Annotated in this window: 19 protein-coding genes; 11 read left to right on the top strand and 8 right to left on the bottom strand. The window is 45.7% G+C overall.

Annotation, left to right across the window (positions count from 1 at the left end; all coding sequences use genetic code 11):
- Positions 1-27 precede the first annotated feature (27 nt).
- A complete protein-coding gene (locus tag OCU49_RS07110) occupies positions 28-1,305 on the bottom strand; it encodes a tryptophan--tRNA ligase (protein WP_261844287.1) in 1,278 nt (425 codons plus the stop codon).
- A gap of 265 nt (positions 1,306-1,570) precedes the next feature.
- Here OCU49_RS07110 and OCU49_RS07105 point away from each other — a divergent pair, with 265 nt between their 5' ends.
- The 3 genes from OCU49_RS07105 (at position 1,571) to yaaA (ending at position 3,048) form a co-directional block, all read left to right on the top strand.
- Positions 1,571-1,861: a hypothetical protein gene (locus tag OCU49_RS07105; protein WP_261844286.1), complete on the top strand. Its 291-nt coding sequence runs from the start codon at positions 1,571-1,573 to the stop codon at positions 1,859-1,861.
- Positions 1,862-1,937: 76 nt separating this feature from the next.
- Positions 1,938-2,171 (top strand): DUF2789 domain-containing protein, encoded by a 234-nt coding sequence (locus OCU49_RS07100; protein ID WP_261844285.1) that lies wholly within the window; start codon positions 1,938-1,940, stop codon positions 2,169-2,171.
- A 100-nt stretch (positions 2,172-2,271) separates the two neighbouring features.
- Positions 2,272-3,048: a peroxide stress protein YaaA gene (gene yaaA / locus OCU49_RS07095; protein ID WP_261844284.1), complete on the top strand. Its 777-nt coding sequence runs from the start codon at positions 2,272-2,274 to the stop codon at positions 3,046-3,048.
- A gap of 145 nt (positions 3,049-3,193) precedes the next feature.
- Here yaaA and OCU49_RS07090 read toward each other — a convergent pair whose 3' ends face one another.
- The 3 genes from OCU49_RS07090 to OCU49_RS07080 all read right to left on the bottom strand — a co-directional run bounded on the left by OCU49_RS07090 (position 3,194) and on the right by OCU49_RS07080 (position 6,311).
- On the bottom strand, positions 3,194-4,093 hold the full coding sequence (locus OCU49_RS07090; protein WP_261844283.1) for a Tim44 domain-containing protein: 900 nt from the start codon (positions 4,091-4,093) through the stop codon (positions 3,194-3,196).
- Positions 4,094-4,227: 134 nt separating this feature from the next.
- Positions 4,228-5,916 carry a potassium channel family protein gene (locus tag OCU49_RS07085; RefSeq protein ID WP_261844282.1) on the bottom strand — a complete coding sequence of 563 codons (1,689 nt, stop codon included), beginning with the start codon at positions 5,914-5,916 and terminating at the stop codon, positions 4,228-4,230.
- An 11-nt stretch (positions 5,917-5,927) separates the two neighbouring features.
- Entirely contained in the window at positions 5,928-6,311 is a 384-nt protein-coding gene (locus OCU49_RS07080) for a DUF6394 family protein (protein ID WP_261844281.1), read from the bottom strand.
- Positions 6,312-6,563: 252 nt separating this feature from the next.
- Here OCU49_RS07080 and OCU49_RS07075 point away from each other — a divergent pair, with 252 nt between their 5' ends.
- On the top strand, positions 6,564-9,377 hold the full coding sequence (locus tag OCU49_RS07075) for an insulinase family protein (protein WP_261844280.1): 2,814 nt from the start codon (positions 6,564-6,566) through the stop codon (positions 9,375-9,377).
- A gap of 83 nt (positions 9,378-9,460) precedes the next feature.
- Here the strand turns inward: OCU49_RS07075 and OCU49_RS07070 are convergent, their stop codons facing one another.
- Both OCU49_RS07070 and sbcB read right to left on the bottom strand, forming a co-directional pair.
- Positions 9,461-9,964, bottom strand: coding sequence for a hypothetical protein (locus OCU49_RS07070; RefSeq protein ID WP_261844279.1), 504 nt, complete (start codon positions 9,962-9,964; stop codon positions 9,461-9,463).
- Positions 9,964-11,415, bottom strand: coding sequence for an exodeoxyribonuclease I (gene sbcB / locus OCU49_RS07065; protein WP_261844278.1), 1,452 nt, complete (start codon positions 11,413-11,415; stop codon positions 9,964-9,966). Before sbcB ends, OCU49_RS07070 begins: the two co-directional genes overlap by 1 nt.
- Positions 11,416-11,515: 100 nt before the next feature.
- Here sbcB and OCU49_RS07060 point away from each other — a divergent pair, with 100 nt between their 5' ends.
- Both OCU49_RS07060 and OCU49_RS07055 read left to right on the top strand, forming a co-directional pair.
- Positions 11,516-11,944: a YchJ family protein gene (locus tag OCU49_RS07060; RefSeq protein WP_261844277.1), complete on the top strand. Its 429-nt coding sequence runs from the start codon at positions 11,516-11,518 to the stop codon at positions 11,942-11,944.
- A 236-nt stretch (positions 11,945-12,180) separates the two neighbouring features.
- Complete coding sequence (locus OCU49_RS07055; protein WP_261844276.1) at positions 12,181-15,036, top strand: DUF349 domain-containing protein; 2,856 nt, start codon at positions 12,181-12,183, stop codon at positions 15,034-15,036.
- A gap of 75 nt (positions 15,037-15,111) precedes the next feature.
- Here OCU49_RS07055 and phbB read toward each other — a convergent pair whose 3' ends face one another.
- Together phbB and OCU49_RS07045 are read right to left on the bottom strand one after the other, a co-directional pair.
- Positions 15,112-15,861 (bottom strand): acetoacetyl-CoA reductase, encoded by a 750-nt coding sequence (gene phbB, locus OCU49_RS07050; RefSeq protein ID WP_261844275.1) that lies wholly within the window; start codon positions 15,859-15,861, stop codon positions 15,112-15,114.
- A 238-nt stretch (positions 15,862-16,099) separates the two neighbouring features.
- A complete protein-coding gene (locus OCU49_RS07045) occupies positions 16,100-17,455 on the bottom strand; it encodes an MATE family efflux transporter (RefSeq protein ID WP_261844274.1) in 1,356 nt (451 codons plus the stop codon).
- Between the two features lie 223 nt (positions 17,456-17,678).
- On the opposite strand from OCU49_RS07045, the gene OCU49_RS07040 reads away from it, so the two are divergent.
- The 5 genes from OCU49_RS07040 to OCU49_RS07020 all read left to right on the top strand — a co-directional run bounded on the left by OCU49_RS07040 (position 17,679) and on the right by OCU49_RS07020 (position 24,128).
- Complete coding sequence (locus tag OCU49_RS07040) at positions 17,679-18,392, top strand: 16S rRNA (uracil(1498)-N(3))-methyltransferase (RefSeq protein ID WP_261844273.1); 714 nt, start codon at positions 17,679-17,681, stop codon at positions 18,390-18,392.
- Positions 18,393-18,614: 222 nt separating this feature from the next.
- Positions 18,615-20,033 (top strand): DUF4856 domain-containing protein, encoded by a 1,419-nt coding sequence (locus tag OCU49_RS07035; protein WP_261844272.1) that lies wholly within the window; start codon positions 18,615-18,617, stop codon positions 20,031-20,033.
- 205 nt (positions 20,034-20,238) lie between these two features.
- A complete protein-coding gene (locus tag OCU49_RS07030; protein ID WP_261844271.1) occupies positions 20,239-21,228 on the top strand; it encodes a sterol desaturase family protein in 990 nt (329 codons plus the stop codon).
- Between the two features lie 128 nt (positions 21,229-21,356).
- Complete coding sequence (locus OCU49_RS07025; protein WP_261844270.1) at positions 21,357-22,388, top strand: Fe(3+) ABC transporter substrate-binding protein; 1,032 nt, start codon at positions 21,357-21,359, stop codon at positions 22,386-22,388.
- A 90-nt stretch (positions 22,389-22,478) separates the two neighbouring features.
- The gene (locus tag OCU49_RS07020; protein WP_261844269.1) at positions 22,479-24,128 is read left to right on the top strand and encodes an ABC transporter permease; all 1,650 of its coding nucleotides are present in this window, start codon (positions 22,479-22,481) and stop codon (positions 24,126-24,128) included.
- The last annotated feature ends 37 nt before the right edge of the window (positions 24,129-24,165 follow it).

Below are 24,165 nucleotides of genomic sequence, written 5' to 3'. Positions count from 1 at the left end.
TATAAGTACTGAATTAAAAGCACTGAGTTATAAATACTGAGCAAATTCTTCCTGCAGAACATCCAGCTCATTCTGAGCTTTCTGTTTAGCTTTTTTCTTCAGACCTTCAATTTCTGCTGCCTTTTGCGCCAATACCTCCTGGGCTGCAGCCGTTTTATCGTCAGCCTGAGCAACTTGCTCTAATACAGATTTTAGTTGCATCAAAATACCGCGACGGCGACCAGCCTCGGCACGGGCAATTTGCTCTTCAGACTTCTCTTTCTTCTGCTCGGCTTCCTGAGCAGGCGCAGCTTCCGTATAAGTCAGTGGACGTATACCTACAGCAGAACGTGCCTGAGATAAAAACGGCGTGGCAAATTCACGGGCTTTAGCAGCACCTTTATGTAACTGCTGTTCAACAAAGCTAAGATCCTGCATCAGACGATTGTATTCACCACGCGGCTTCGTCAGATAGGCATCCAGATATTCGAACAACTGCTTCTTGGCATCACCCCAACCAATGCCGTTCTCGAACTGACGGCGCATCTCTGCCTGCTCAGCTTCAGTAGCAAAATTAGCAAACAACTGGAAAATAGTACTGTTATCCGCATCTTTAGGCTGACCAGGCTCGAGCGTATCGGTTTTGATCTGTTTAATTAACTTATACAGCTCATCTGAACCGGCAAACAAAGGAATAGTGTTGTCATAGCTCTTAGACATCTTACGGCCATCAAGGCCTGGAATAAGCTGTGTCTGCTCATCAACTTGCGCTTGCGGAAGATTAAATAACTCGCCGTAAGTATGGTTAAAACGCCCCGCAATATCACGGGCCATTTCGATGTGTTGAATCTGATCTTTACCTACCGGAATAATATCCGCGTTAAACATCAGAATATCCGCCGCCATCAGAATTGGATAGCTAAACAGTCCCATGGTGACATCATCATCTTCCTGCTTACCTGCATCCCGGTTTGCATCCACAGACGCTTTATAAGCATGGGAACGATTCATCAACCCCTTGGATGTCATACATGTCAGGATCCAGGTCAGTTCGGTAATCTCAGGAATATCGGTCTGACGATAGAAAGTCGCTTTATCAGTATCCAGCCCTAATGCCAGCCAGGTTGCAGCTATCTCACGAGTAGAACGAGCTACACGATCCGGATCATGGCACTTAATCAGGGCATGAAAGTCTGCCAGAAAGAAATAGCTGTTAAAGTCACTGTTCTGGCTTGCTTCAATCGCTGGCTTGATCGCCCCTAAATAATTGCCAATGTGTGGGGTACCGGTAGTTGTAATGCCAGTAAGAACAGTCTGTTTAGTCATCTGATTTCTGCTTAGGTCTGAATAATTACGAATATCAAAAAAGCCGGCACCTAATCAACAGGGTACCTGGAACAAGGCCATCCATAATACTCGCTGACGCCCTAATTAGAAACGCACTATGCAGCTTTTTCTCAGTCACTTACAGTGGATTTTAATCAACAACATGTCGACTATAGGCGTAGTGAATTCAAGCCTTTAATGCTGGGTTCGGTTATGACTCCGGGGTATACTCCTGAGCTTTCTGATTACACTTCAAGGAATCAACATGACCGATTTACTACCGTCATGGATTGTACTGGGTTCTGCACTGGCCTCTTTAACGTATCTGATTGCCACCGGGCCAGATAAAAAACCCGCCACACTGGTTAACCGCCTACTGATGGCAGCCTTATGTTTCATCGGCGGCTTTCTGTTATCCGCAATGTATTCCAGAGTGGTGGAAGAAGCTACTGACCCAATGATTGTCGCAATTCTTGTGATGATAGGTACTGCAGGCTCAACAGCAATCTTTCACAACATCGAAAAAAAACAGCTGGCAAATAAATCTAAAGACTGAACAATTTTGACAAGCTCCGCTAACCAGCTAGGCTTTTTAGGGCACCCGTAATTTAACCCCCTGACGGAGGCCCTTTATGGATCGTTCATTACACAGCATCAACACTCTGTTTGCGCAGCTTGGTCTGCCAAGTCAGGATCACGAAGTCGATCAGTTCATTCGCACCCATACCCTGTTCAGTAAGGGCATTCGCCTTGATGAGGCCAGCTTCTGGACTCCCAGTCAGGCCAGTTTTATTAAAGAATCTCTGGATTTTGATTCAGACTGGTCAGAAGCAGTGGACGAACTGAATACCCGGCTGCATGCCTGATAAAAATTCCCTATCCTACCGATACACTTTCTAAACTTTCAGTTTACCGGCCAGTGGTTTACCATCATAACAAATTCACTGGCCGGGTATATTCAGAACCATGCTACTTGTTATTTCTCCAGCGAAAAATCTGGACTACGACACACCTGCTACGACTAACACTTTTAGCCAGCCAGATCATCTGGACCCTGCGGCAAAGCTGATTGCACTGCTGCGCGACTTTGCAGTTCAGGATATTGCCGAGCTAATGAAGCTCAGCGACAAACTGTCGGCACTCAATGTAGCCCGCTATCAGAGCTGGCATCCGGACTTCAATGAAGAAAATGCCAAGCAGGCCGTGCTGGCTTTCAACGGTGACGTTTACACCGGCCTTAATGCACCAGCTTTCAGCGAAGACGACCTGACATTTGCCCAACAGCACTTGCGCATTTTATCCGGCCTGTATGGTTTACTTCGCCCTCTCGACCTGATGCAACCTTACCGACTGGAGATGGGCACAAAGCTGGCTAATCCTCAGGGTAAAGATCTGTATGCATTCTGGGGTAATGTCATTACTGATGCACTGAACGAACAGCTAAAGACGCTGAATAGTGAAGAACTTGTTAATCTGGCATCGACCGAATACTTCAAATCAGTGAAGCCTAAAGGGCTCAACGGTCGTATCATTACTCCGGTTTTTAAAGACTGGAAAAACGGTCAATACAAAATCATCAGCTTCTTCGCAAAAAAAGCCCGAGGTCTGATGTGCCGTTACGCCATTGAGAATCGTATTCAGAATGCAGAAGAGCTGAAAGGTTTTGACCTGGCAGGTTACCAGTATGACGAAAGTCTCTCCAAAGGTGATACCTGGGTTTTCACCCGTAAAGAAGCTTTATAAGCACTTTTCAAATACTGGTTTAGAAGTAAAGCTTTGAGGTTAAGCTTTCAGGCACAAGCTTTAAAACGTGAATCAAATAAATTGCTGTAAACAAAAAAGGCGCTTCCCCATCAGGGAAGCGCCTTTTTATTATTCGATTGCCAAATCAGGATGACTGTTCAATACCAACGATTAGCCAGTCAGTATTTTCCTGCGACATATCACGCATCAAATGCCACATCTCACTAAATTCAGTGGTCTGATCACTATCTTCTTTCATCCAACCATAGAAATTAATGGTCGCAATCACATGATCACCGTTATCAATGAAGTTAGCCATTTCAGCCATCACAGATACGACTTCAGTGTTCTGAGCTTCAGATAACTTAGCCCGCTCAGCCTGTAAATGATGTAAAACATCCGGAGAAACATAGCTGCGGATATCATCCCAGTCATTGCTGTCCCATGCTTTCTGCAAGTGAGAAAAGTGCTGTTTACCGCCTTCAAGGAAGCTATTTTCATTGAACCAGTTTGGCAGTACAAAGCCACGGCCACCAAAACCACCACTGCTAAAACGAGACGGTTTCGCTACCGGCTCAGCTGTCTGAAAATTCTGTGCATCAGACGTTTTAAAATTTTGCTGATTAGATTGCTGATTCACGCCTCCCATACCGGCACCTGCGCCCGCATAATTCGGTCGAGCTCCCTTCTTCAGAGTTGAGAATATCTTAAAGGCAACAAAGGCTAATAAACCCACCAGCAAAATATCCATGAACTGAATACCTTCAAAACCGTCACCAAACAGCATTGCACCTAGCAGACCACCAGCCAGTACACCGGCCATGATACCGCCAAAACCACTACGCTTTTTAGTTGCAGTCGTCTTACCAGCTGTATTAGTTGCTGTTTTCTGACTGGTTGGGGCCGCTGCAGGTTTTGCAGTTTTCGGAGTAGAAAAAGATTTACCAAAGCTCTTGCCGCCGCCAAAGCGCTTCGCTTCTGCATCCGGTACAACCAGACCAAAGCTAAGAATGCAGGCAAACAGAGTTACTAACAGGGTACGCATATCATCTCCTGAATCATGCTGGGATTGCTGACAACTATTATAGTGCGGTTAAGCATAACTAATGTGCGACTAATAAAGGGCTGCCAAATTTTTTACAGACCAGATAGTAGCGGTATCACCGACAAATATAAAGTTTAGAAACGTTTAAGTATTCGCGATAGCAGATTAAAACTCGGATCTTCGCCTGTCAGTATATAAAACAAAATATTGTAGTTCTTGAGTATCCACTCCATGCGCCCTTTTGCAGAAGAGAGTCCACAAAACAGCACCTCATCCCCTAGCTGCAGCTCTATCAGCTCACCGGGCAACATAGATAAAACTTCTCCACGACGATGTAATAACGGAAAACATAGCAGTGAATGGCGCCGGTCACGGGAGTTTTTCATCAAAGACTGCAGTTTCACAGTCATATTCTGTTCAAGCATTGCAAGAACAGCAGGCGCAGAAACCTCTGTTATTTCAACAGACCAACTATCTAGTTCATTATCACCAGCGATATTGCTCATCCGGTTCAGCAATGTGTGTGCCCAGACTTCATCATGCGTCTGCATTTTTTCAATAAACACTGGCAAAAGAGGTGTTTTCAATTTCGCCAGAATACGGTTTGCAATGATACTGCCTGGCTCCATAACAAAATCAGCACGGGAATTCTCAAAAACAAGCTTATTCGAACTCAAATTCTGTCGTACCACTGTTACTAACTTTGGATTAATTTCCATAGCCGTCATGATTATCGACATGTTGTCAGCATCATTATGCGTGCCGGCGACGACAGCAACCGCGTCATCAACGCCGGCCTTAAGCAGCGTTTCTGCTTCCGTACCCAAACCTAAAACGGTATTTTCATAGCCATCCAGCACTTCTGGGTTGTCATCCAGCAACACCATTTCGACACCACACCGGGTAAAGTCGTCATGCAAGGCCCTGCCAAAGCGCCCAAAGCCACAAATAATCCAGCGCCCGGAAGCTTTTTTATACACACTGGAAATTGGTCTGTGGTATGGATTCACCAGCCAGTCATATACCAAATGCATATAAGGTGAATTGGCCACCAGCGAAAGATATTCCGCATATGCCCGGAATGGGTCGATAATATGATTTGTACCAAAGGAAGCCAAATTACGTGCATGAACATCAGATTCAGTACGGCTTACGACCACCCGATCCGGTTGCAGTAGCTTACTGGCAATTGCAATCGAAAGATTGACGTTATCTTCATTTGTCAGCGCCAGCACACCAATACAGCTTGAATGCTGCAAACCTGCATCATCTAATACATCAGGTAATGATGCATTGGCGCACAAACCGGGAACACGAATAAGCAAATCATCCATTTGCAATGCATCTATCCGTTCCTGATCCACATCCACTACAACAGAACGAATGCCGCGCTTACATAAAGCGGCAATAATTGCGGTACCTGTCACGCCATAACCACAAACCAGATAAAAAGGTTCATTAAAGTTACGCACTTCTTTTGCAAACGACCGACGCCGCAAAATACGAGAGAAGCCCTTCTCCTGAACTAAAGCCAGCATAGAACCAATACCATACAGCCAGGCAATCACGGTTCCATAAATGGTAACCAGCGTCCAGGCTCGCTGTGGGGTGGTAAACGGATAAGGAATCTCACCAAAACCAATGGTGGAGCCCATAAAACTGACAAAATAGATCGCATGGAAGAAATCCATACGCCAGGGTTGCCCTGAATCATCCTGGCCGGGAATCAGCACAAAACCTGTCACAGCAACTGCATATACTACAATCACTGTGATCAGCGGCTTGCGCAGTCGTCTCAATAGCAGATAAAGAACATCATACATTGTGGTAAGCCTTAGCGACGCACAACAATAGTCTCAACCATCAACAGCACTACAGAAACGACATTCGCCAGTAAAGCACCACCAGAAAGAGAAACGACACTGGTCACCAACTCAGGCGTCATGCCTTCAGCGCTCATCTGTACGCCGTAACCCCAAATCATCGCAGCAACGATCAACTGCAGATCAGCAACCAGACTGGTTGCCAGCATCAACGCACCAATATGCGTCCGGTCACCAAACTTGAGTACCGTACAAATCATACTCACTATCGTCGCAGCAAATAGCTCATAGACATTGTGATGTGATATTTCATCGAAACTACCGAGAAAAAAACCAAAATTAAGGGTAAGTGCCAAGACAATAAAAAACGCAAAAATCACTTTTTCCCGGTTCATAAATCACTCATTCCAAATTAAGTGCTGTCAAAAATTGCAGGTAAGTATGTATTGCTTCGCCTGCATACCTTAGCTGGATTGTAACCAAGCACTCGCCCTCCAACCAGAAAAACACACAAAATATCAATGAATAAGTGATCTATATCGAAATTTTGCTGTCCAAACTGCAAGTTGAATATACTCCGCTTAGCGTTTTAAATTCAGCGTTAAATTCCAGCTTCAAATACTAAGTATCCTCAGCAGAGATCTATCATGCATCAGGCTTCATTACGTCACATATTCACCGGCTGCTTAATACTGGCACTCAGCTCAGTTACATCAAGTATTGCTCTGGCCAATGAAACATCAGCCCAGACAGACAACGCAATCATTAAAAGTCCGAATGACGAACGCTTATATCGTAGCTTTACTCTGCCAAACCAGATGAAGGTACTGGTTGTCTCAGACCCTGAAGCAGACAAAGCAGCAGCTTCTCTTGACGTTAACGCCGGTTCAAATGCTAACCCACCTGGCCGTGAAGGATTAGCGCATTTTCTTGAACATATGTTATTCCTGGGTACTGAGAAATATCCGGAAGCTGGCAGTTATAAAGCCTTTATAAGTGCTAATGGCGGAAATCAGAATGCATATACTGCTTATCCAAATACGAATTACTTTTTCGATATTGCCGTTGATCAGCTGGAACCCGCTCTGGACCGCTTTGCCCAATTTTTCATATCTCCTACTTTTGACGAAGCTTACGTAGACCGGGAGCGTCAGGCGGTTTTCTCCGAATATCAGTCAAAATTAAAAGATGACAGTCGCCGCACACTGGACGCTTATAAACAGGTCATGAATCCAGAGCACCCTTATGCTCAGTTTTCGGTAGGTGACCTGAACACATTAAGCAATGATAATCCGGGACAGCTACGTCAGGAACTGATCGCCTTCTATGAGCGTTATTACTCAGCAAACCTTATGAGTCTGGTGGTGCTGGGCAAGCAACCGCTCGATCAACTGGAAACCATGGTGCGGGAAAAATTCTCCGCGGTAATCAATCATGAATCAGAGGCACCACAATCAGAACTGCCACTGTTTACAACAGAACAGCTGCCGGCACAGCTGACAATCCGTCCTCTAAAAGAATTACAGCAATTACGTTTAAGCTTTCCGTTACCGCCAACCAGGCAGCTGTATAACCAGAAACCTTTATTTTATCTTGCCTCAATGCTTGGCTATGAAGGTAAGAACAGCCTGCTCAGTGAACTTAAACGCCAGGGGTTAGCTAACTCTTTATATGTATTTCAGGGAACTGATCTCAACAGTATGGCAACACTGGATATATCTATAGACCTCACCCAGTCAGGCCTGAGTAATATGGATACTGTCGTAGAGCAAGTCTTTGCCAGCATAGAGTTACTGCGAGATAGCGGAATCCGGGAAGACATTTACCGCGAAGAAAAACGCTTAGGAGAACAGGGCTTTCGCTTTAAAGAAAAAGGCGGCGCACTGGGCTACGTTTCCAGCCTGTCCAGACGCTTACAGCTTTACCCTACTGCATCAATTCTTGATGTTGGTTACAGCATGAACGATTTCCAGCCGGAACTGATTGCTGATTTTGCAACTCACCTAACCCCTGAGAACATGCTTCTGACATTGCTTGATTCTAATGCTGAAACAGACAAAGTCAGCCCCTGGTATCAGACGCCTTACAGTATTAAAGCTATCAGTAAAGAACGTTTAAATCACTGGATTGATCCAAAGACACCTGCGGGTTTAGAAAACAGAACTACGAATCCGTTTATCGCTGAAAACCTTGATCTTAAAGCGACTGAAAAAGCAGTAGCTCAGCCAGTCAAATTGATTGATCAGGCGGGCGCTACTCTGTGGTACCAGCAGGATCAAACCTTTAATTTACCTAAAACTAATACGTTTATTTCTCTGTTCTCACCCGCAGCAAATACAGATCCACGTGCCCGGGTGCTCACCAGCATGACCATACAAATGATTCGCGAGCAACTAAGCGAAACTCTTTATGACGCTGGTCTGGCAGGTATTGGCGGCCAGGTTTATTCTCATTTACGCGGTTTTGGTTTTCGTATTACCGGTTATAACGACAAACAGGAAACGTTGTTAAAACACATAGTCGCAGCTTTTGACCAGCCACAATTTGATCCGGTTAGCTTTGAGCGAATTAAACAGAAATATCTGGAACAGCTGCAAAACAGCGCAAAAAATAAACCTTACGATCAAACCATCGATGAGATTTATAACGACCTGATGCCTCGCTGGCGGGCTAAAGATAAATTGGCAGCCCTGAATGATATTACTCTGGATGAGCTAAACCAACATGCCCTGCGGCTGATCGAAAATAGCAGCATTCGCATGCTAAGCCATGGCAATGTTTCCCAAAGTGAAGCTGAATCCATGCTACAGATAGTTGAGAAAGGCTTAACCAAACGGCAAGCCAACGCTGCAGAAACACCAATAACAATAGACAGGCTGGATGCCAGCAAGCCACGCACAACGACGCTCGACCTTGAACATAATGACTCTGCAATCAGTATTTACTTTCAGGGGAAAAATAATGACCTCAGTACCCGCGCAGCCTATACATTGCTAGGTGAAATCATTGAGGCGCCATTTTATACCAGCCTCAGAACCGAGCAACAGCTTGGCTATGTAGTATTTGCAACGCCGCTACAAATGCTGGATGTACCTGGTATGGCTTTCGTCATACAGTCGCCAAATAGCCATCCGGACAAAATAGCCATTGCTGTTGATGAATTTCTGCAAAATATGCAACTGGAGCTGGCTAACATGACTGATGAACAGTTCAGCACATATAAGCGCAGTGTACTATCACGAATCAATCAGAAAGAAACCAGCCTTTATCAGCTAACCGGGCGTTACTGGCAGGAAATAGACCGCAAAGAATACGGTTTTAACAGCCGTGAAAAACTCAGCCAGAGTATCTCCAGCCTGACACTTGAAGATATACAGAAAGCATTAAAGGACCTGCCTCAGCGTCGCCTTACTGTAGAAAGTATCGGCAGCAATCTGCTGGCGCTGAAACAACAAAGCTAACGCCTTTTTGGACTACCCTTCAAACATAAAAAACGCGTCTTATGACGCGTTTTTTAATTCTGTATATAAACCAACCAGACAACTTACTGCAAAGCCTGAAACTGACGATCAATTACCCGCCGTGATTTGGGTTGCGAATCAGGTCCTGCTGGTTCTTCTTCGATAACATCAAATGCCGCACAGTCATCACCTTCTATTTCGCCCAACAGACAATCAATTTCGACCTGATCAATGGCTATTTGCAAGAAAATTTTATCTTCAGCTGAATGAGTCGGTACTATTTCCTGCTCACCAATAACAACCTGAACAGGATCAAAGCGATCAAAGGGTATCACCGTTGGCGGTGGTAACTGTTTCTCCTGAATCATTGCAGGGCGCACCTCGAACATACTTTCGCCATCAACGAATCCCCGCGGCTTCAGGTCATACAAGGTAGCAGGTTCAGGTGAACTATCCAGATATCCGGCTGGCTGAGTAATCACATACGTAATCGCTTCATTCAGCTGTCCAGCCGCATGAGAAGCAAGCGACAAAGTAGCCATGCTTCCCAGTACACCCAGCCAAACTGCAGCTCTACGTATTATCATTAATAGACCTCATCAGATGGATAAATCGCCTCCGCATAGAGTGCGAGTTCTTCCAAGATATCCTTTTGCTTCTGTTCCGTTTCCGGTAACTGATACAAGACATTTAAGCGTTCAAAGAGTGCTGGAATCGTCAGATAGCCGCCATTATCTGGCCCCATCAACTTCAGCTTACGGTACTCTTCCCAACGCTGACGCTGCTCCTCATCCAAAATATGAGGATAGTTACGCGCTTTATAACGCAACAGCATTTCTTCTAAACGCGGATCCTGAAACGCAAACTCCATACCCGCTAACTGTTGCGGCGAAGCTTCACGAATCTGATTCATTGCCGCTTTATCAGAATCATTGAAAAAACCACCGCCATACAGCATATGATCCGGGTCAAGATCCTCTGCAAAATCCTGCTCTGCAAATACCCATGCTAGCTTCTCTTTTAAATCCCGACTAGCACGCAACATCTCTAAATGGGTACGGCAATCAGCCCCCTTAATCCCCAGCCGATTCGCCTCTTCTGTTGTCAGCATGCTTGCTGGCGCAACAACAGGCGATTTATTAACATGCAGCTGCTTCAGGGGTAAACGTGCCTCACCCGGCGCAAGATCATCTGTCGCTGTATATAAAAGACGTTTAATCTCTTCTTGTGGCATTGCCAGCATTGCTGAAGGGTCAACCCTCAAATCGTAAACGATGATGCTGTTACGGTTAACCGGATGAGCCGCTACGGGTGCAACAATTGCCAAATTTCCCCATTCCGCCGGATACATTGATGAAACATGTAGTACCGGCTTCATGGTAACTACATCTAACATATTCTGTATCGACTGCTTGGAGCGGTTATTTAAAACATAGTCATATAACTTAGGCTGTCGCTCTTTAACCAACCTGGCCATACCAATCGTGGCATGCACATCTGACAAAGCATCATGGGCATTACCATGATCTATGCCATTGGCTTTAGTCAGATCTTCAAGCCGCATACTCGGCCGTCCATCCGGATATTCAGGCCATTCGATACCTTCTGGCCGTAAAGCACGGGTCAAGCGCATCATATCGATGATATCCCAGCGGGAGCAGCCGTTTTGCCATTCACGGGCATAAGGATCAAAAAAATTACGGTACAACGCCTGACGGGTAATCTCGTCATCAAAGCGGATGCTGTTATAGCCAACACCACAAGTACCCGGACGAGCGAGCTGATCATGCACCTGCTGCATAAACTCAGCTTCACAGTAACCTTCACGTAAAGCTTGCTGAGGTGTTAACCCGGTAATAAGGCATGCCTCAGGATGAGGTAAAACATCTTCCGCCGGACTGCAATAAATCATCAAAGGCTCTTCAATGATATTCAGATCCATATCAGTACGTATACCGGCAAACTGCAATGGCCGGTCACGGCGGGTATCGGCACCACTGGTTTCATAGTCATGCCAGTAAAAAGTTTGCTTAGCCATTGCTAGCCTCTAATGCTATCGGTCTATATGATTCACGCCGCGGCTATTTATAATGAAAGCCGTCTGAATCAAAACCGTTTGAATCAAAACAGGAATTCCTATGCTGCATGACGCCAAAGATACCACAAAGCAATGCCCGTGCGGCTCAGGAAAACCATTCAATTTTTGTTGCGAACCCGCCATTAACGGTAACAAACCGGCAACAACTGCCGAAGCTCTGATGCGATCCCGTTACACTGCATTTGCACTAGGTAGTGTGGATTATCTGATAGCGACAACAGCCGCAGAAAACAGACAACCGGAAGACGCTCCGATAATTGCAGAACAAATGCGTATGACGACCTGGACGGGATTAAAAATAATCAGCAGCCATAATGGCGGGCGCGAGGATAACATAGGCACTGTTGAATTTATCGCCTATTTCGACAGTGAAGGACAATCTGCTGCCCTGCAGGAACGTTCCCGCTTTCGTCAGGAACAGAATCGCTGGTACTACATTGACGGCGATGTAGAAATACGTCGCAGCTGAGTACAACAATCTTCAGCCTGATATTTTTTTAGAGATAAATTTATACAATGGCGCCACATCAGGCGGCATCACTGGGTCCAGAGCAAGTTACACAGAGCAACTGCAACAAATCACTGACTAAAAGGCGATTTTTCTCAGCTGTCAAGCCTTCCCCTGCCACCTCAAAGCCCGGTAGAATAGCCGCCCTTAGCCACAGTATCGTGTTTTTAGCTGGCTCATTCAGGATCGGGTTGTAAATGTTTGCGAAGTTCTTTAAGCCTAAATGGCAACACACTAAAGCTGATGTCCGTATTCGTGCGATCACCAAATTAGAGGCGAGTAACTCGGACCAGCATCAGATCCTTACACAGCTGGCACTTCAGGATCAGAATCCTGCCGTGCGCAGTGCCGCTGTTATAAAACTGGAAGAACCTGAGCTGCTGTGCCGGATCTCAAATATTGATACCGACCATCAGGTTCGTCATCTGGCTGCAGATCGTGCATGCCGCGTCATTATCAATACAGATAACTGCGATCAACAGCAAAGCATCAATAGCATTCAGCAATTACAGGATGACAACATCCTGACACATATTGCACTGCACATAGATGACTCTGTTGTTCAGCAGGTAGCCATCGAAAAAATCAGCGATCAAACCTGCCTTGGAACGATCATTCTGAAAGCAGGCCACTCACAAACCCGCCAGGCTGCTGCTGAAAAATTGCACGAAGCAGAAATCATTGAACAGCTTTGTAAAGAAATCCGCAGCAAAGATAAAACCGTACACCGTATTATCCGTAATAAATTACGGGATATTCGCGAACAGCAAAAAACTCATGAGAAACTGTTACAGCAGCTGCACGAACTAACCTCAGCACTGCAACAACTCTTCAATACCGGCATCTACCCTCAGTTTGAAGCCAGACTGAATGCTTATCAGCAAAATGCAGAAAAACTGCTATCAGAAGCAGACTCCAACAATGCTATAAAAGCACCGCTGGAAGATGCACTAAAGGCCTGCCAGCAACTATTTTCTGAAGAACAGCAAAAACTGGCCGCAGAGCAACGTCTACAGGTAGAAAAAGAGCAGCGCCAACAGCTAAGAAATACTCTTCTCAAACAGTTTGATGATTATCTGCAGCACATTCAGTCACAATTATCTGCTGATATGACAGATACCAGTGAATACAGAACCAAGCTAACAGGATTAAAAGACACTCAGCAGTCAATGGCAGCAACTGACCCTGAGTTCTCTCAGATAAACTCTCAGTTAGATCAGGTCAGTAAACATACGCTAACACTGCTTGATGCTAGCGACAGGTTTAATACTCACTACAGTGAGATAAACACAACACTGCAAGATGAAACCGCTGACAGCACAGTGTTGAAACAATGCCTTCAGTTAATTAACTGGCCAGCTAACGAGCCCGCTCCTGCCCCTCTTCAGCTACTGCAACAACGCCTCGATACGCTCAAACAAGCTAAGCAACAACATCGTGCTGAACGCCAGCAAGCTCAGCAGCTGGATCTTCAGCAGGCAGAGGTTTGCCTCGACGAGTTAGAACAGGCCCTCAGCGAAGGTAACAGTAAGAATGCTTACCGCCTAGATAAGCGCGCTGCAGAGTTACTTAATGAATTACCGCAGAGCAGCCTGAAGAATTGCCGTAACCGCTATGCAAACCTGCAAAAACAGCTTCAACAGCTGAAAGACTGGCAGGGCTTTGCAGTTACACCAAAAAAAGAATCCATATGTGAGCAAATGGAAGCGCTGATTGGCAGCACAACAGATGCACCAATTCTTGCCGACCATATACGTACATTACAGCAAGAATGGAAAGACCTGGATGCCACTGACCCTTACCACAGCCATGAACTGTGGAAACGCTTCAAGAAAGCATCGGATCAGGCGTACGAGCCATGCAGCCAACACTATGCTGAACTCAAACAGCAACGCGTACAAAATCTACAACAACGGCTGCTACTCTGCGAACAGCTGGAAATGCTGGTAGCAAATACAGACTGGGAGCAACCTGACTGGAATGAAGTAGAACAGATTAGCCGCACGGCAAAACAGGAATGGCGCCAATATACACCGGTAGACCGTACACCTGGCCGTGAAGCTCAAAGCCGTTTCAACGGTACGCTAAAACTTCTTGATGGCAAGATTAAAACGTACCGGGAAGAGAATGCTGATGCCAAGCAAGCACTGGTTGATCAGGCTAAACAGTTAAGTTTGCAAGCCGAACAGGCCACCGCAGAAGGGCATCTTGAATTACTTAATGGGTTGCTGCGCCAAATTAAACAGTTACAACAACAGTGGCGCCAGACAGGTAACAGCTTCCACAGTGTTGAACGTAAACTCTGGCCTGCTTTTCGTCTAACCTGCAACAAAGTATATGAGCTTGAGAAAAGTAATCGCAAAGCGATTCAGTCACAGCAAACTGAGCAGGAAAAAATCGAACAGTTATGCCTGATATTAGAAGACCTGCAGACAGCTCCGGCGTCACCGGCACATATCAACAATCTGCTTGAGCAGGCCAACATACTTAGTCAGCAGGACGACATTTCTGAAACTCTGCAACAACGGCTGCATGCAGCAAAAGGCTATTTACAGAAGCAGCAAGCTGAGCTGGAAAAACTCATTCAAAGTGAAACCTTCCAGGCTTGGCAACGGAAAGTTAACCTTTGCGAACAACTAGAAGAAAAGTTACTGGCAGCAGAATTAGATGACAACAGCCTTGAGCAACTGAAAAGCGCATGGCAGCTGGGATTAGAACCGGAAACACCGTTTTACGAGTTACTCCAGCAGCGCTTTACAACAGGATGTAGCATTCATAACGGCACTCAGGAATTTGATCCGGTTATATTTGCTTCAGACACAGCACTGCGCCAACTCTGTATCCAATTGGAAATTGCTTTTAATCTAAGCTCTCCGGAAGAAGATCAGGCATTACGCCTGGAGTATCAAATGCAAAGGCTGCAACAGGCACTGGAAGAAAAGCACAGCACTACCAGCCTGACAGACTTGAAGCGCCTGGAAATGGAATGGCTTTGCCAGCCATTTGCCCGTCACCAGGAAACGCTTTATCAACGCTTCTACGGCATATTGTAAGCAGCATTTATTAGCCACAAAAAAACCCGCTATTGCGGGTTTTTTAGTGCTCTACTTTTCGTTTACAGAAATGTCTTAAGACATATGCTGACCGCCGTTGATAGAGAAATCCGAACCTGTCACATAACCACAGTCATCACTGGACAGATAAGTAACCGCCTTACCAATTTCTTCGGGTTGTCCCAAACGTCCAACAGGAATCTGTTTAACAATTTTATCCAGAACTTCCTGCGGAATTTTAGCAACCATAGGTGTCAGTACATACCCGGGTGACACTGTATTAACGGTAACACCTTTCGCTGCTACTTCTTGTGCCAAAGCCTTAGTAAAACCGTGAATACCAGCTTTTGCAGCTGAATAGTTACACTGACCGAACTGACCTTTCTGCGCGTTTACGGATGAAATATTAATCACCCTGCCCCAACCGCTTTCCAGCATTGGGTTAATCACCAGACGCGTCATATGGAACATACTGTCCAGGTTAGCAGATAACACCTGATTCCACTGTTCCCAGCTCATTTTACGGAAAGTACCGTCACGGGTAATACCTGCATTGTTGACCAGAATATCAACACTGCCTCCGGCAACTTCTTCTACGGTTTTAATACAAGCCGCACATGACTCTTCATTTGTGACATCACCATAAGCAACCAGAATGTCATAACCGTCTTTCTTTTGTTCGTCTTGCCAAGCCCTGGCTTTATCGTGATTACCGCCGGAATTATAACCTGCAACCACCTTCACACCTGCATCCGCAAGCGCACGACAAATAGCTGTACCAATACCGCCTGTACCACCTGTAACCAGCGCAATTTTTTGTGTCATGCCCACATCCCCTTTGCATCTATATCAAGTACATTTGATCGAACGCGCCTGAATTTAACTGAAAGTTAATCAAACAAGTACGATCATATTGCTTAATCAGCAAGCTGATAATATGACTTTGGTGGACATTCCAGCAGTGGAATATATCTCGCAAAGTCACGAATAATCTAACTGCTGTGTGTTAAGCACGTATGACAACATACCCGCATTCCCAGAGATATAAAACCCCTTATAGTCTTTAGGGTGAGTCAGGCAACTGGCTGGTATGCAATCCGGATAGATGTTTGCGAACCCAGAAAAATGCCAGACATGCCGTCAGCATATTGGCAATTACAAAACCATAAAACATACCTTCAAGCCCCAGTAGATAATTACCAGCACAGCCTAAAGGTACATAGAGAATAAAGAGTCTGAATATACTGATACGCATCGCTTTAAACGGCTGATGCAGAGCATTAAAACTGGACGCGCTGAGGAAGGTAACCGCCTGAAAACCAAAGCCTATTGGCACAATCATAATCCAGAGACCAATCAGATCTACCACCTCTGGTTTATCGCTGAATAACCCACCAATTCCGCTGCCAAACATCCACAAAATCAGGTAAACAACAGCTTGCCAGAGCAGAGCAAACTTCATCGCTCCCCGATAAGCTTTTGCGACACGGTCAATACTGCCCCGCCCAAAATTCTGACTCAAAAATGGTGGCAACGTCATGGATAAAGCCAGATTGACAATCAGCGCCAGAGACTCCAGCCGACTACCAACACCGAAAGCGGCAACAGCTTCCGCACCATGTTCAGCAACCACTGCAGTCATAATGGCGGCGGCTAACGGCGTCATCATATTGGATAGTGCAGCAGGAAAGCCTATGCGCATCACCATTAACCAATGACCAACACAACTCGACCAGGAGACGATTGTCAGTAGTAATAAACGTTTACGTAATAACAGGTTAAATAATGCCAGGCTTGCCGTAATTCCCCAGGCGAGCAGGCTTGCGATCGCTGCACCTTCAATGCCAAACGCAGGCACCGGACCCCAACCAAAAATAAACAGCGGATCAAGAATACCATTAAGAATGGCCGAGAATGCCATTATGACGCCAGGCGTTGTAGTGTCGCCATAAGCACGCAAGGAACTGTTCGACACCATTATAATGACGTAAAAAACGGCACCAACAAACCAGACAGACATATACGCATCAATAAAAGGCAGCAATGTAGAATTGGCACCTAATAATCGGAATAAAGGATCAATAAACTGAGTAGCGATACTGCTGACGAGCAACATCAGAATAGATGTTAGCAGCAAGTTATCCGTTGTTAGCTGCTTTGCCTGCTGATGCTCACCCGCACCTATTAATTTCGCTAAAGTCGCTGATGTACCGACACTTAAACCAATAGACAGACTTATAACGGCAAACGAAACAGGAAAAGTAAAACCCAGTGCGGCAAGCTCATCTGTCCCTAACTGACTGACAAAATAGCTATCAACTAAATTAAAAAGCATCAGACTGACAATGCCAAACACCATAGGCACAGTCATTTTGACCAAAGTGCCGGTAATATTGCCTGTTAGAAGATTTGCACGCACAGATTGGCCTTAACGAAAAAATTTCCGCTATTCTACAGAATCCCCCTTAGTATTGTGTCTTTTCTCAGCGATTTGTTGATCTGACCAGCTATTCAGACCTGCACCTGCAACACCTCTTACAACAATTGCCGAAACATACTACACAACATCACAACTTTGCCGCATACTCTCGCCGTCTGAAGACCAGATACAAAACAATTTTTGCGCAGCCAAAACCCTTGCTATGAACCTGATACTCTTAACTGAAGCCGACTTCGATACCGATAACATTGCGACGCTCTCAGACCGCCGCTTTCAGCACATTCATACTGTTCACAAGGCTCAGGTCGGAGACACCCTAAAAGTTGGCAAACTCAATGGAGAGTTAGGCATTGCGGAAGTTACCGCTATTTCAGGCATATCCGTTACACTCAGGACAAATTGCACACAATCCCCTCCCGACGCGCTCCCTCTGACCATAGTGTTGGCGTTACCACGCCCCAAAATGCTGAAACGAACCCTACAAAGCATCACCAGCATGGGTGTAAAACAGATTTATCTGATCAATGCCTACAAAGTAGACAAAAGCTATTGGTCCTCCCCTGTACTTGATGCTGAAAGCCTCCAGGAACAATTAATGCTGGGGCTGGAACAGTGTATTGATACCCAACTACCTGAAATTCATTTGCGTAAACGCTTCAAACCTTTCGTTGAAGATGAGCTTCCAGCCATTGCAGCTCACACCCGGGCACTTGTCGCACATCCTTACAATGCAGCTTCCTGTCCTTGTGCAGAAAACACTCCAACGACTCTGGCTGTTGGTCCTGAAGGTGGTTTCATTCAGTATGAAGTAGATAAACTCAATGAAGCAGGGCTTACTCCTATGCATATCGGCCCACGTATTTTGCGAGTAGAGAACGCTGTCCCCGTACTTCTCGCCAGATTATTTCCAATCTGATCCACTGCAGCAGCTTTAACCTTCATTTGGCAAGTATATAAAGCTTTTTTATCACTCTAAAGCATGACTTTCATCAAGCAAAATCTAAATGATAATAACTATTAATTGCCCCTTTAATACTATTATGATAATTTCCTGCCATCTTAAATAAGCGTGTTTGTAATCGCCTACCGGTTTACAGACACAGGATTTTTCCACCTGTTCAGTAAAGGTCTTATTACCGTGAAACTTAAATCCCTCGCATTAGCAGTAACTTTCGCCACCTTTGGCATCTTGGTCTCTCAGGCAACTCTGGCTGATAGCCATAAAGTTTATGCGGACTTCCCTATTACCGTTAAAGACTACAACGGCGACAAGAAAAGCTCTGTTTCCTACAGCGGTCAGATCGCACGTCACGCATTGCATAACTCGCTGAAAAAACTGACAGGTAAAGGAAACGGTTCTGCTAATCCGGAGCTGGAAGCTCAGATGCTGGCTTACTTCTCAGGTAAAGACGCAGGCCGTGCAATCATAGACCCAGCGTCGAAAGAAGGCTTTAAAGTTAAGCAAACTCAGGTTGATAAACTTTCTAAAAAGAAAAACCTGGCCGGTAAAACTTACAAAGGCGCTGTTAACGGCTGGCCTGGCAACATGACCGGTCCTGAAGTTATTGAATTCATGATCAAGAAAGCTGCTGCTACCAACAAAGGCTTCGATCCACTAACAGGTCTGGATTACACCCAACTGATCTCTAAATTTGCAATGGGCGCTGTCTTCTATAACCAGGCGGTAGATAACTATCTGGACGAAAAACTAGAAGCCGATACCAAACCAAACGGCAAGGCTTACAAAGAAGGCACCCCTTACACAGGTAAAGAACACGTTTGGGATGAAGCTTTCGGCTATTTCGGTGTACCTGCACATGTTCTGAGCATGGACGCAAAAACCGCTTACGCTATTGCTAAAGGTAAGAAAGACGCATTTAAAGCCGCAGATGCCAACAACGATGGCATGATCGACCTGAAGAGCGAAATGACCTTTGCACACGGTTACTATGCCGCTAACGCAGACAAAGGCGGTAAGTCTGATTATCTGCACACAATCACTGAAGCATTCATTGATGGCCGCCAGCTAATCACTTCTGCAAAGGGTGAAAACCTGACTGCAGAACAACGCGAAGAGCTGAAAGGTTACGCTAAAACCATCAAAACTAACTGGGAAAAAGTAATTGCGGAAGCAGCATTTAAATATGCAGGTTCAGTGTATAAAGACGCTATCGCTCTGCAGGCTGCCGTTGAAAGCAATGCTGATATCGAAAAACTGTACCGTAAATACGCTAAGCACTGGGGTGAGCTGAAAGGTTTCACTATGGCACTGCAAACCGGCGGCAAGGATCTGGGCGAAACGGCTGTACAGTTAAATCGTATGATCGGCTTCAGCCCGGTACTGCTGGGTAATACTCAGGTAACCAGCATTGATGCTAAGGGTAACTACCAGCAGTCTAACTCTGTTACGCTGAACGAGTACGCCCTGAACATGCTGCAAGTACAGCAGTTACTGAAAGATAAATTCAGCCTGGTTGCTAACAGTAATGATCAGTTAGCTAACTTGTCAGATCTCGCTGAAAAGCTGGGCTCTGCTGACAGCGCTGAAAACGATTAATTAAGCTGTTTATGCAAATAAACAAAAAAACCGCAGATAATCTCTGCGGTTTTTTTTTCGGCACTTATCTGCCACGGCCTGACATGGATCAAGCAGATCACAACCCCAGATCTGAAAACAGCTGACAACATACAGCTACGAAAATATACTCTCTAAACCTTAAAAGGTTACATTCGCAGTAACCCATTCGACTCCAGGCAGTAACGTGTTCGAAACATTTTTTTCCGAATTCAGCAGCGATATCTACGCTAGCTTTTTCGACCCGCGTAAGCGGTTATTCGTCGGATATCTCGGCTGTGCATTGGTTATTGCTCTTGCCTGGCTGACTCTACTCAGAAAACAACAGATAAAACACGCCTGGCGGACCTGTTTCGATAAAAATGTATGGCTATCTAAGTCCAGCCGGGCAGACGGTCTGATCTTTATCATTAACAGACTGTTATTTACTGTTCTCGCGCCAGCCCTACTCGCAAAACTAACCATCGCTACATTTATGTTCCAATGGCTACAAAGCAGTCTGGGCTATCGTCCACTCATACAGTTAGCTGACTGGCAGATAGCCGCCAGTTTCACCCTCTGGTTATTCATACTTGATGATTTTGCACGCTTCTATCTGCACTATCTGATGCACCGCTGGCCTGCACTTTGGGCATTTCACAAGGTTCATCACAGCGCCCGCACTATGACGCCACTGACAGTGCTGCGAACACATCCTGTCGAAGGAGTTTTATTCTCTCTGCGCAGCAGTCTGGTACAAGGTGTCAGTATCGCTCTATTTGTTTTCCTGTTTGCCAATCAGGTAGACCTGATTACCGTACTTGGTGCCAATGCACTGGTATTTGCATTTAACGTTACCGGTTCTAACCTTCGCCACAGCCATATCGCCATCCATTACTGGCAACCACTGGAACGCTGGTTGATATCACCAGCCCAACATCAGATCCATCATTCAACAGCGCCGCGTCATTTTGATAAAAACTTTGGCGCAACACTGGCTATCTGGGATCGTTTGTTCCGCTGCCTGCACCTATCAGAGCCTGGCACTCAGCTTAGCTTTGGTATAAGTAAGGCAGAACAAGCTAACGAACACACATTAAAACAGCTGTATTTGCAGCCCTTTACTGAAGCTGCAGCACTTGTCCGGAATGCGCTACTAAAACCCCGTATCATTCAGGCATTGATCCAGCGCAGATAAATCATACAGTGATACGTAACGATGCTATAAATACAAACCGTTATCATTTATAATCAAATTAACTATACGCTGATCTTTCTTACTGGTTACAGATCAGCAGCTAACCATCTATTGATAAGGTATCTTCGATGGCAAATCGTCTTGGTATTTTTGCTCTGGCAGCCGGCACTTTTTTCAGCTCAATAACACTTCCGGTACTGGCTGATTCTGATCTGGTCAATGTTTATTCAGCTCGTAAAGAGGCTCTTATCAAACCTCTTTTAGACAAGTTCGAAGCTGAAACAGATATAGTTGTTAACCTTGTTACCGGTAACGCCGACGCACTGCTAAAACGCTTACAAATCGAAGGTTCAGCCAGCCCTGCAGACATTTTCATTACGGTTGATGCTGGCCGTTTGCAGCGCGCAAAAGACGCTAAGGTTTTACAACCTATTAGCAGCGAAAAACTTGATGCTGCTATTCCTGCGCACCTTCGGGATACTGATCGCCAGTGGTATGGTCTGTCACAACGTGCCCGCACTATCTTCTACGCAAAAGACCGGGTAGATCCTGCGCAGCTTAGCACCTACGAAGATTTAGCAGACCCGAAATGGAAAGGTAAAATCTGCTCCCGCTCATCAAACAATGTATACAACCAGTCGCTGGTTGCTGCAATGCTGGAATCTAATGGCGCAGAACAAACTGAAACCTGGGCAAAAGGTTTTGTTGCTAACTTTGCAAAACCTCCTGCTGGAGGCGATACCGATCAACTACGCGCGGTTAACGCCGGTGTATGCGACCTTACTCTGGCAAACACCTATTACTTTGGCCGCTTAGCAAATAGCAGCAAAGATGTCGACAAACAACTGGTAGAGAATATCGGCGTATTCTGGGCAAATCAGAACGATCGCGGGGCACATGTTAATGTCAGTGGTGCCGGTGTAACTGCCGCATCAAAAAACAAAGAAAACGCCATCAAACTGATCGAGTTTCTGACATCACCTGAATCACAGAAATGGTATGCCGAAGTAAACAGCGAATATCCTGTTGTTGCAGGCAGTGATATTTCCAGCGTGTTAAAAGACTTCGGTGATTTTACGGCAGACACTGTTGAACTCAGCAAGTTGGGAGCAAATAACCGCACAGCTGTTGAACTGATGGACCGGGCTGGCTGGAAATAAGCAACCCAACATAGAACAGTTCCAGGCGTTGCCGCTCATTTGTAATAATGAGCGGCCAGCGCTTTTTGTACTTTTGTAAGATTGATTTTTATGACAACGCAGACATTCAACTCGACCACCAGAAGCTTTAACTGGCTGTCTGGCTCAGCTGTACTGATTGCAAGCATACTTGCATTACCGGTATTGGTTATCTGCGCTTTTTTATTCGCGGGTTCAATGGACGTCTGGAGTCATTTATTCAGCACTGTTCTCGGCGACTACATTGGTAACTCCCTGGCATTATTGATCGGTGTCAGCGTAGGAGTTTTGCTATTAGGCGTACCACCTGCCTGGCTGACCAGTGTTTGTGACTTTCCTGGCCGCAAAATATTCACCTGGGCGCTGCTTCTACCTCTGGCGGTCCCGGCATATATCATTGCTTACACTTACACAGGATTGCTAGACTTTGCCGGCCCAGTACAGACACTGATCCGGGATATAACAGGTCTGGGTTATGGTGAGTATTACTTCTTTGAGATTCGCTCATTGGGCGGCGCAACGATAATGCTGTCACTGGTACTATACCCTTACGTATACCTGCTCAGCCGTGCCGCCTTTCTCGAACAGTCGAATAGTGCTATCGAAGTAAGCAGAACCTTAGGATACAGCCGCTCTAAAGCTTTCTTCAAACTTGCATTACCTCTGGCCCGGCCAGCCATCATTGCAGGCTTAACCCTGGCACTTATGGAAACACTCGCCGACTACGGCACCGTACAATACTTTGGCGTCACGACCTTTACTACCGGGATTTTCCGCACCTTCTATGGTCTTGGTGACTCTGCTGCTGCTGCGCAACTGGCTGCGATGCTGCTTGGCTTCGTAGTATTACTGATCCTTTTAGAAAAATACTCCCGTCGCCAAATTAAATACCACGCAAATAACGAACAAAGAAAACGGCCGATACTGGTTAAGCTTTCCGGCATGCAGGCACTTGGGGCTTTCTTATTATGTCTGTTACCCGTTCTGTTTGGCTTTCTGATCCCCGGCGGAGTATTACTTAACTGGGCACTTACCCAGGCTGAATTTAACCCCCAGGACTTTGTTGAGCTTGCCTGGAATTCTTTTACCCTGGCATCAGCTGCTGCAGCATTAGCTGTATGTTTAGCCTTAATTCTTGCCTATGCACGCCGAATGAATAATCAGAAACGTGTACAAACATCCATAATGATAGCTGGCATGGGCTATGCGTTACCCGGAACAATAATTGCTATTGGTATCCTGATCCCAATGGCATGGCTCGATCACCAACTCATTAACCTGGCGAGTAAATGGTTCGACCTAAATCTGGGACTAGTGTTCTCCGGTACTTTATTCGCATTACTGTTCGCCTATATGGTTCGCTTTCTGGCGGTTTCTCTGGGGACTATTCAAACCGGACTGGATAAAATAAAGCCGAGTATTGACAGCGCCGGCCGCTCTCTGGGCTGCACATCTACACAAGTATTAAAGCGTATTCATATACCGCTGATGCGCAGCTCTGTACTGACAGCCCTGCTCATTGTCTTTGTTGATGTTCTCAAAGAGCTACCTGCTACCCTGATATTGCGACCTTTTAACTTTAATACGCTTGCAGTACGTGCCTTTGAACTCGCCTCAGACGAGCGACTCATTGATGCTGCACCGGCCTCACTTATGATTGTCGCCGTTGGTCTGTTACCGGTAATATTACTTAGCCGCTCAATCGCCCGTGGTAAAGAATAATGCCTGTATTGAAATTTTCTCTGCTGACATGCAGTCT

The organism is Aliamphritea ceti (genome assembly GCF_024347215.1).
GTDB lineage: Bacteria > Pseudomonadota > Gammaproteobacteria > Pseudomonadales > Balneatricaceae > Amphritea > Amphritea ceti.
This window is presented reverse-complemented; position numbering and strand designations above follow the sequence as displayed.

Coding starts and splice junctions, on each gene's coding strand:
- yaaA (WP_261844284.1), top strand. CDS start 2,272: ATGCTACTTGTTATTTCTCCAGCGAAAAATCTGGACTACGACACACCT.
- OCU49_RS07105 (WP_261844286.1), top strand. CDS start 1,571: ATGACCGATTTACTACCGTCATGGATTGTACTGGGTTCTGCACTGGCC.
- OCU49_RS07110 (WP_261844287.1), bottom strand. CDS start 1,305: ATGACTAAACAGACTGTTCTTACTGGCATTACAACTACCGGTACCCCA.
- OCU49_RS07085 (WP_261844282.1), bottom strand. CDS start 5,916: ATGTATGATGTTCTTTATCTGCTATTGAGACGACTGCGCAAGCCGCTG.
- OCU49_RS07055 (WP_261844276.1), top strand. CDS start 12,181: ATGTTTGCGAAGTTCTTTAAGCCTAAATGGCAACACACTAAAGCTGAT.
- phbB (WP_261844275.1), bottom strand. CDS start 15,861: ATGACACAAAAAATTGCGCTGGTTACAGGTGGTACAGGCGGTATTGGT.
- OCU49_RS07100 (WP_261844285.1), top strand. CDS start 1,938: ATGGATCGTTCATTACACAGCATCAACACTCTGTTTGCGCAGCTTGGT.
- OCU49_RS07040 (WP_261844273.1), top strand. CDS start 17,679: ATGAACCTGATACTCTTAACTGAAGCCGACTTCGATACCGATAACATT.
- sbcB (WP_261844278.1), bottom strand. CDS start 11,415: ATGGCTAAGCAAACTTTTTACTGGCATGACTATGAAACCAGTGGTGCC.
- OCU49_RS07020 (WP_261844269.1), top strand. CDS start 22,479: ATGACAACGCAGACATTCAACTCGACCACCAGAAGCTTTAACTGGCTG.
- OCU49_RS07090 (WP_261844283.1), bottom strand. CDS start 4,093: ATGCGTACCCTGTTAGTAACTCTGTTTGCCTGCATTCTTAGCTTTGGT.
- OCU49_RS07080 (WP_261844281.1), bottom strand. CDS start 6,311: ATGAACCGGGAAAAAGTGATTTTTGCGTTTTTTATTGTCTTGGCACTT.
- OCU49_RS07075 (WP_261844280.1), top strand. CDS start 6,564: ATGCATCAGGCTTCATTACGTCACATATTCACCGGCTGCTTAATACTG.
- OCU49_RS07060 (WP_261844277.1), top strand. CDS start 11,516: ATGCTGCATGACGCCAAAGATACCACAAAGCAATGCCCGTGCGGCTCA.
- OCU49_RS07025 (WP_261844270.1), top strand. CDS start 21,357: ATGGCAAATCGTCTTGGTATTTTTGCTCTGGCAGCCGGCACTTTTTTC.
- OCU49_RS07070 (WP_261844279.1), bottom strand. CDS start 9,964: ATGATAATACGTAGAGCTGCAGTTTGGCTGGGTGTACTGGGAAGCATG.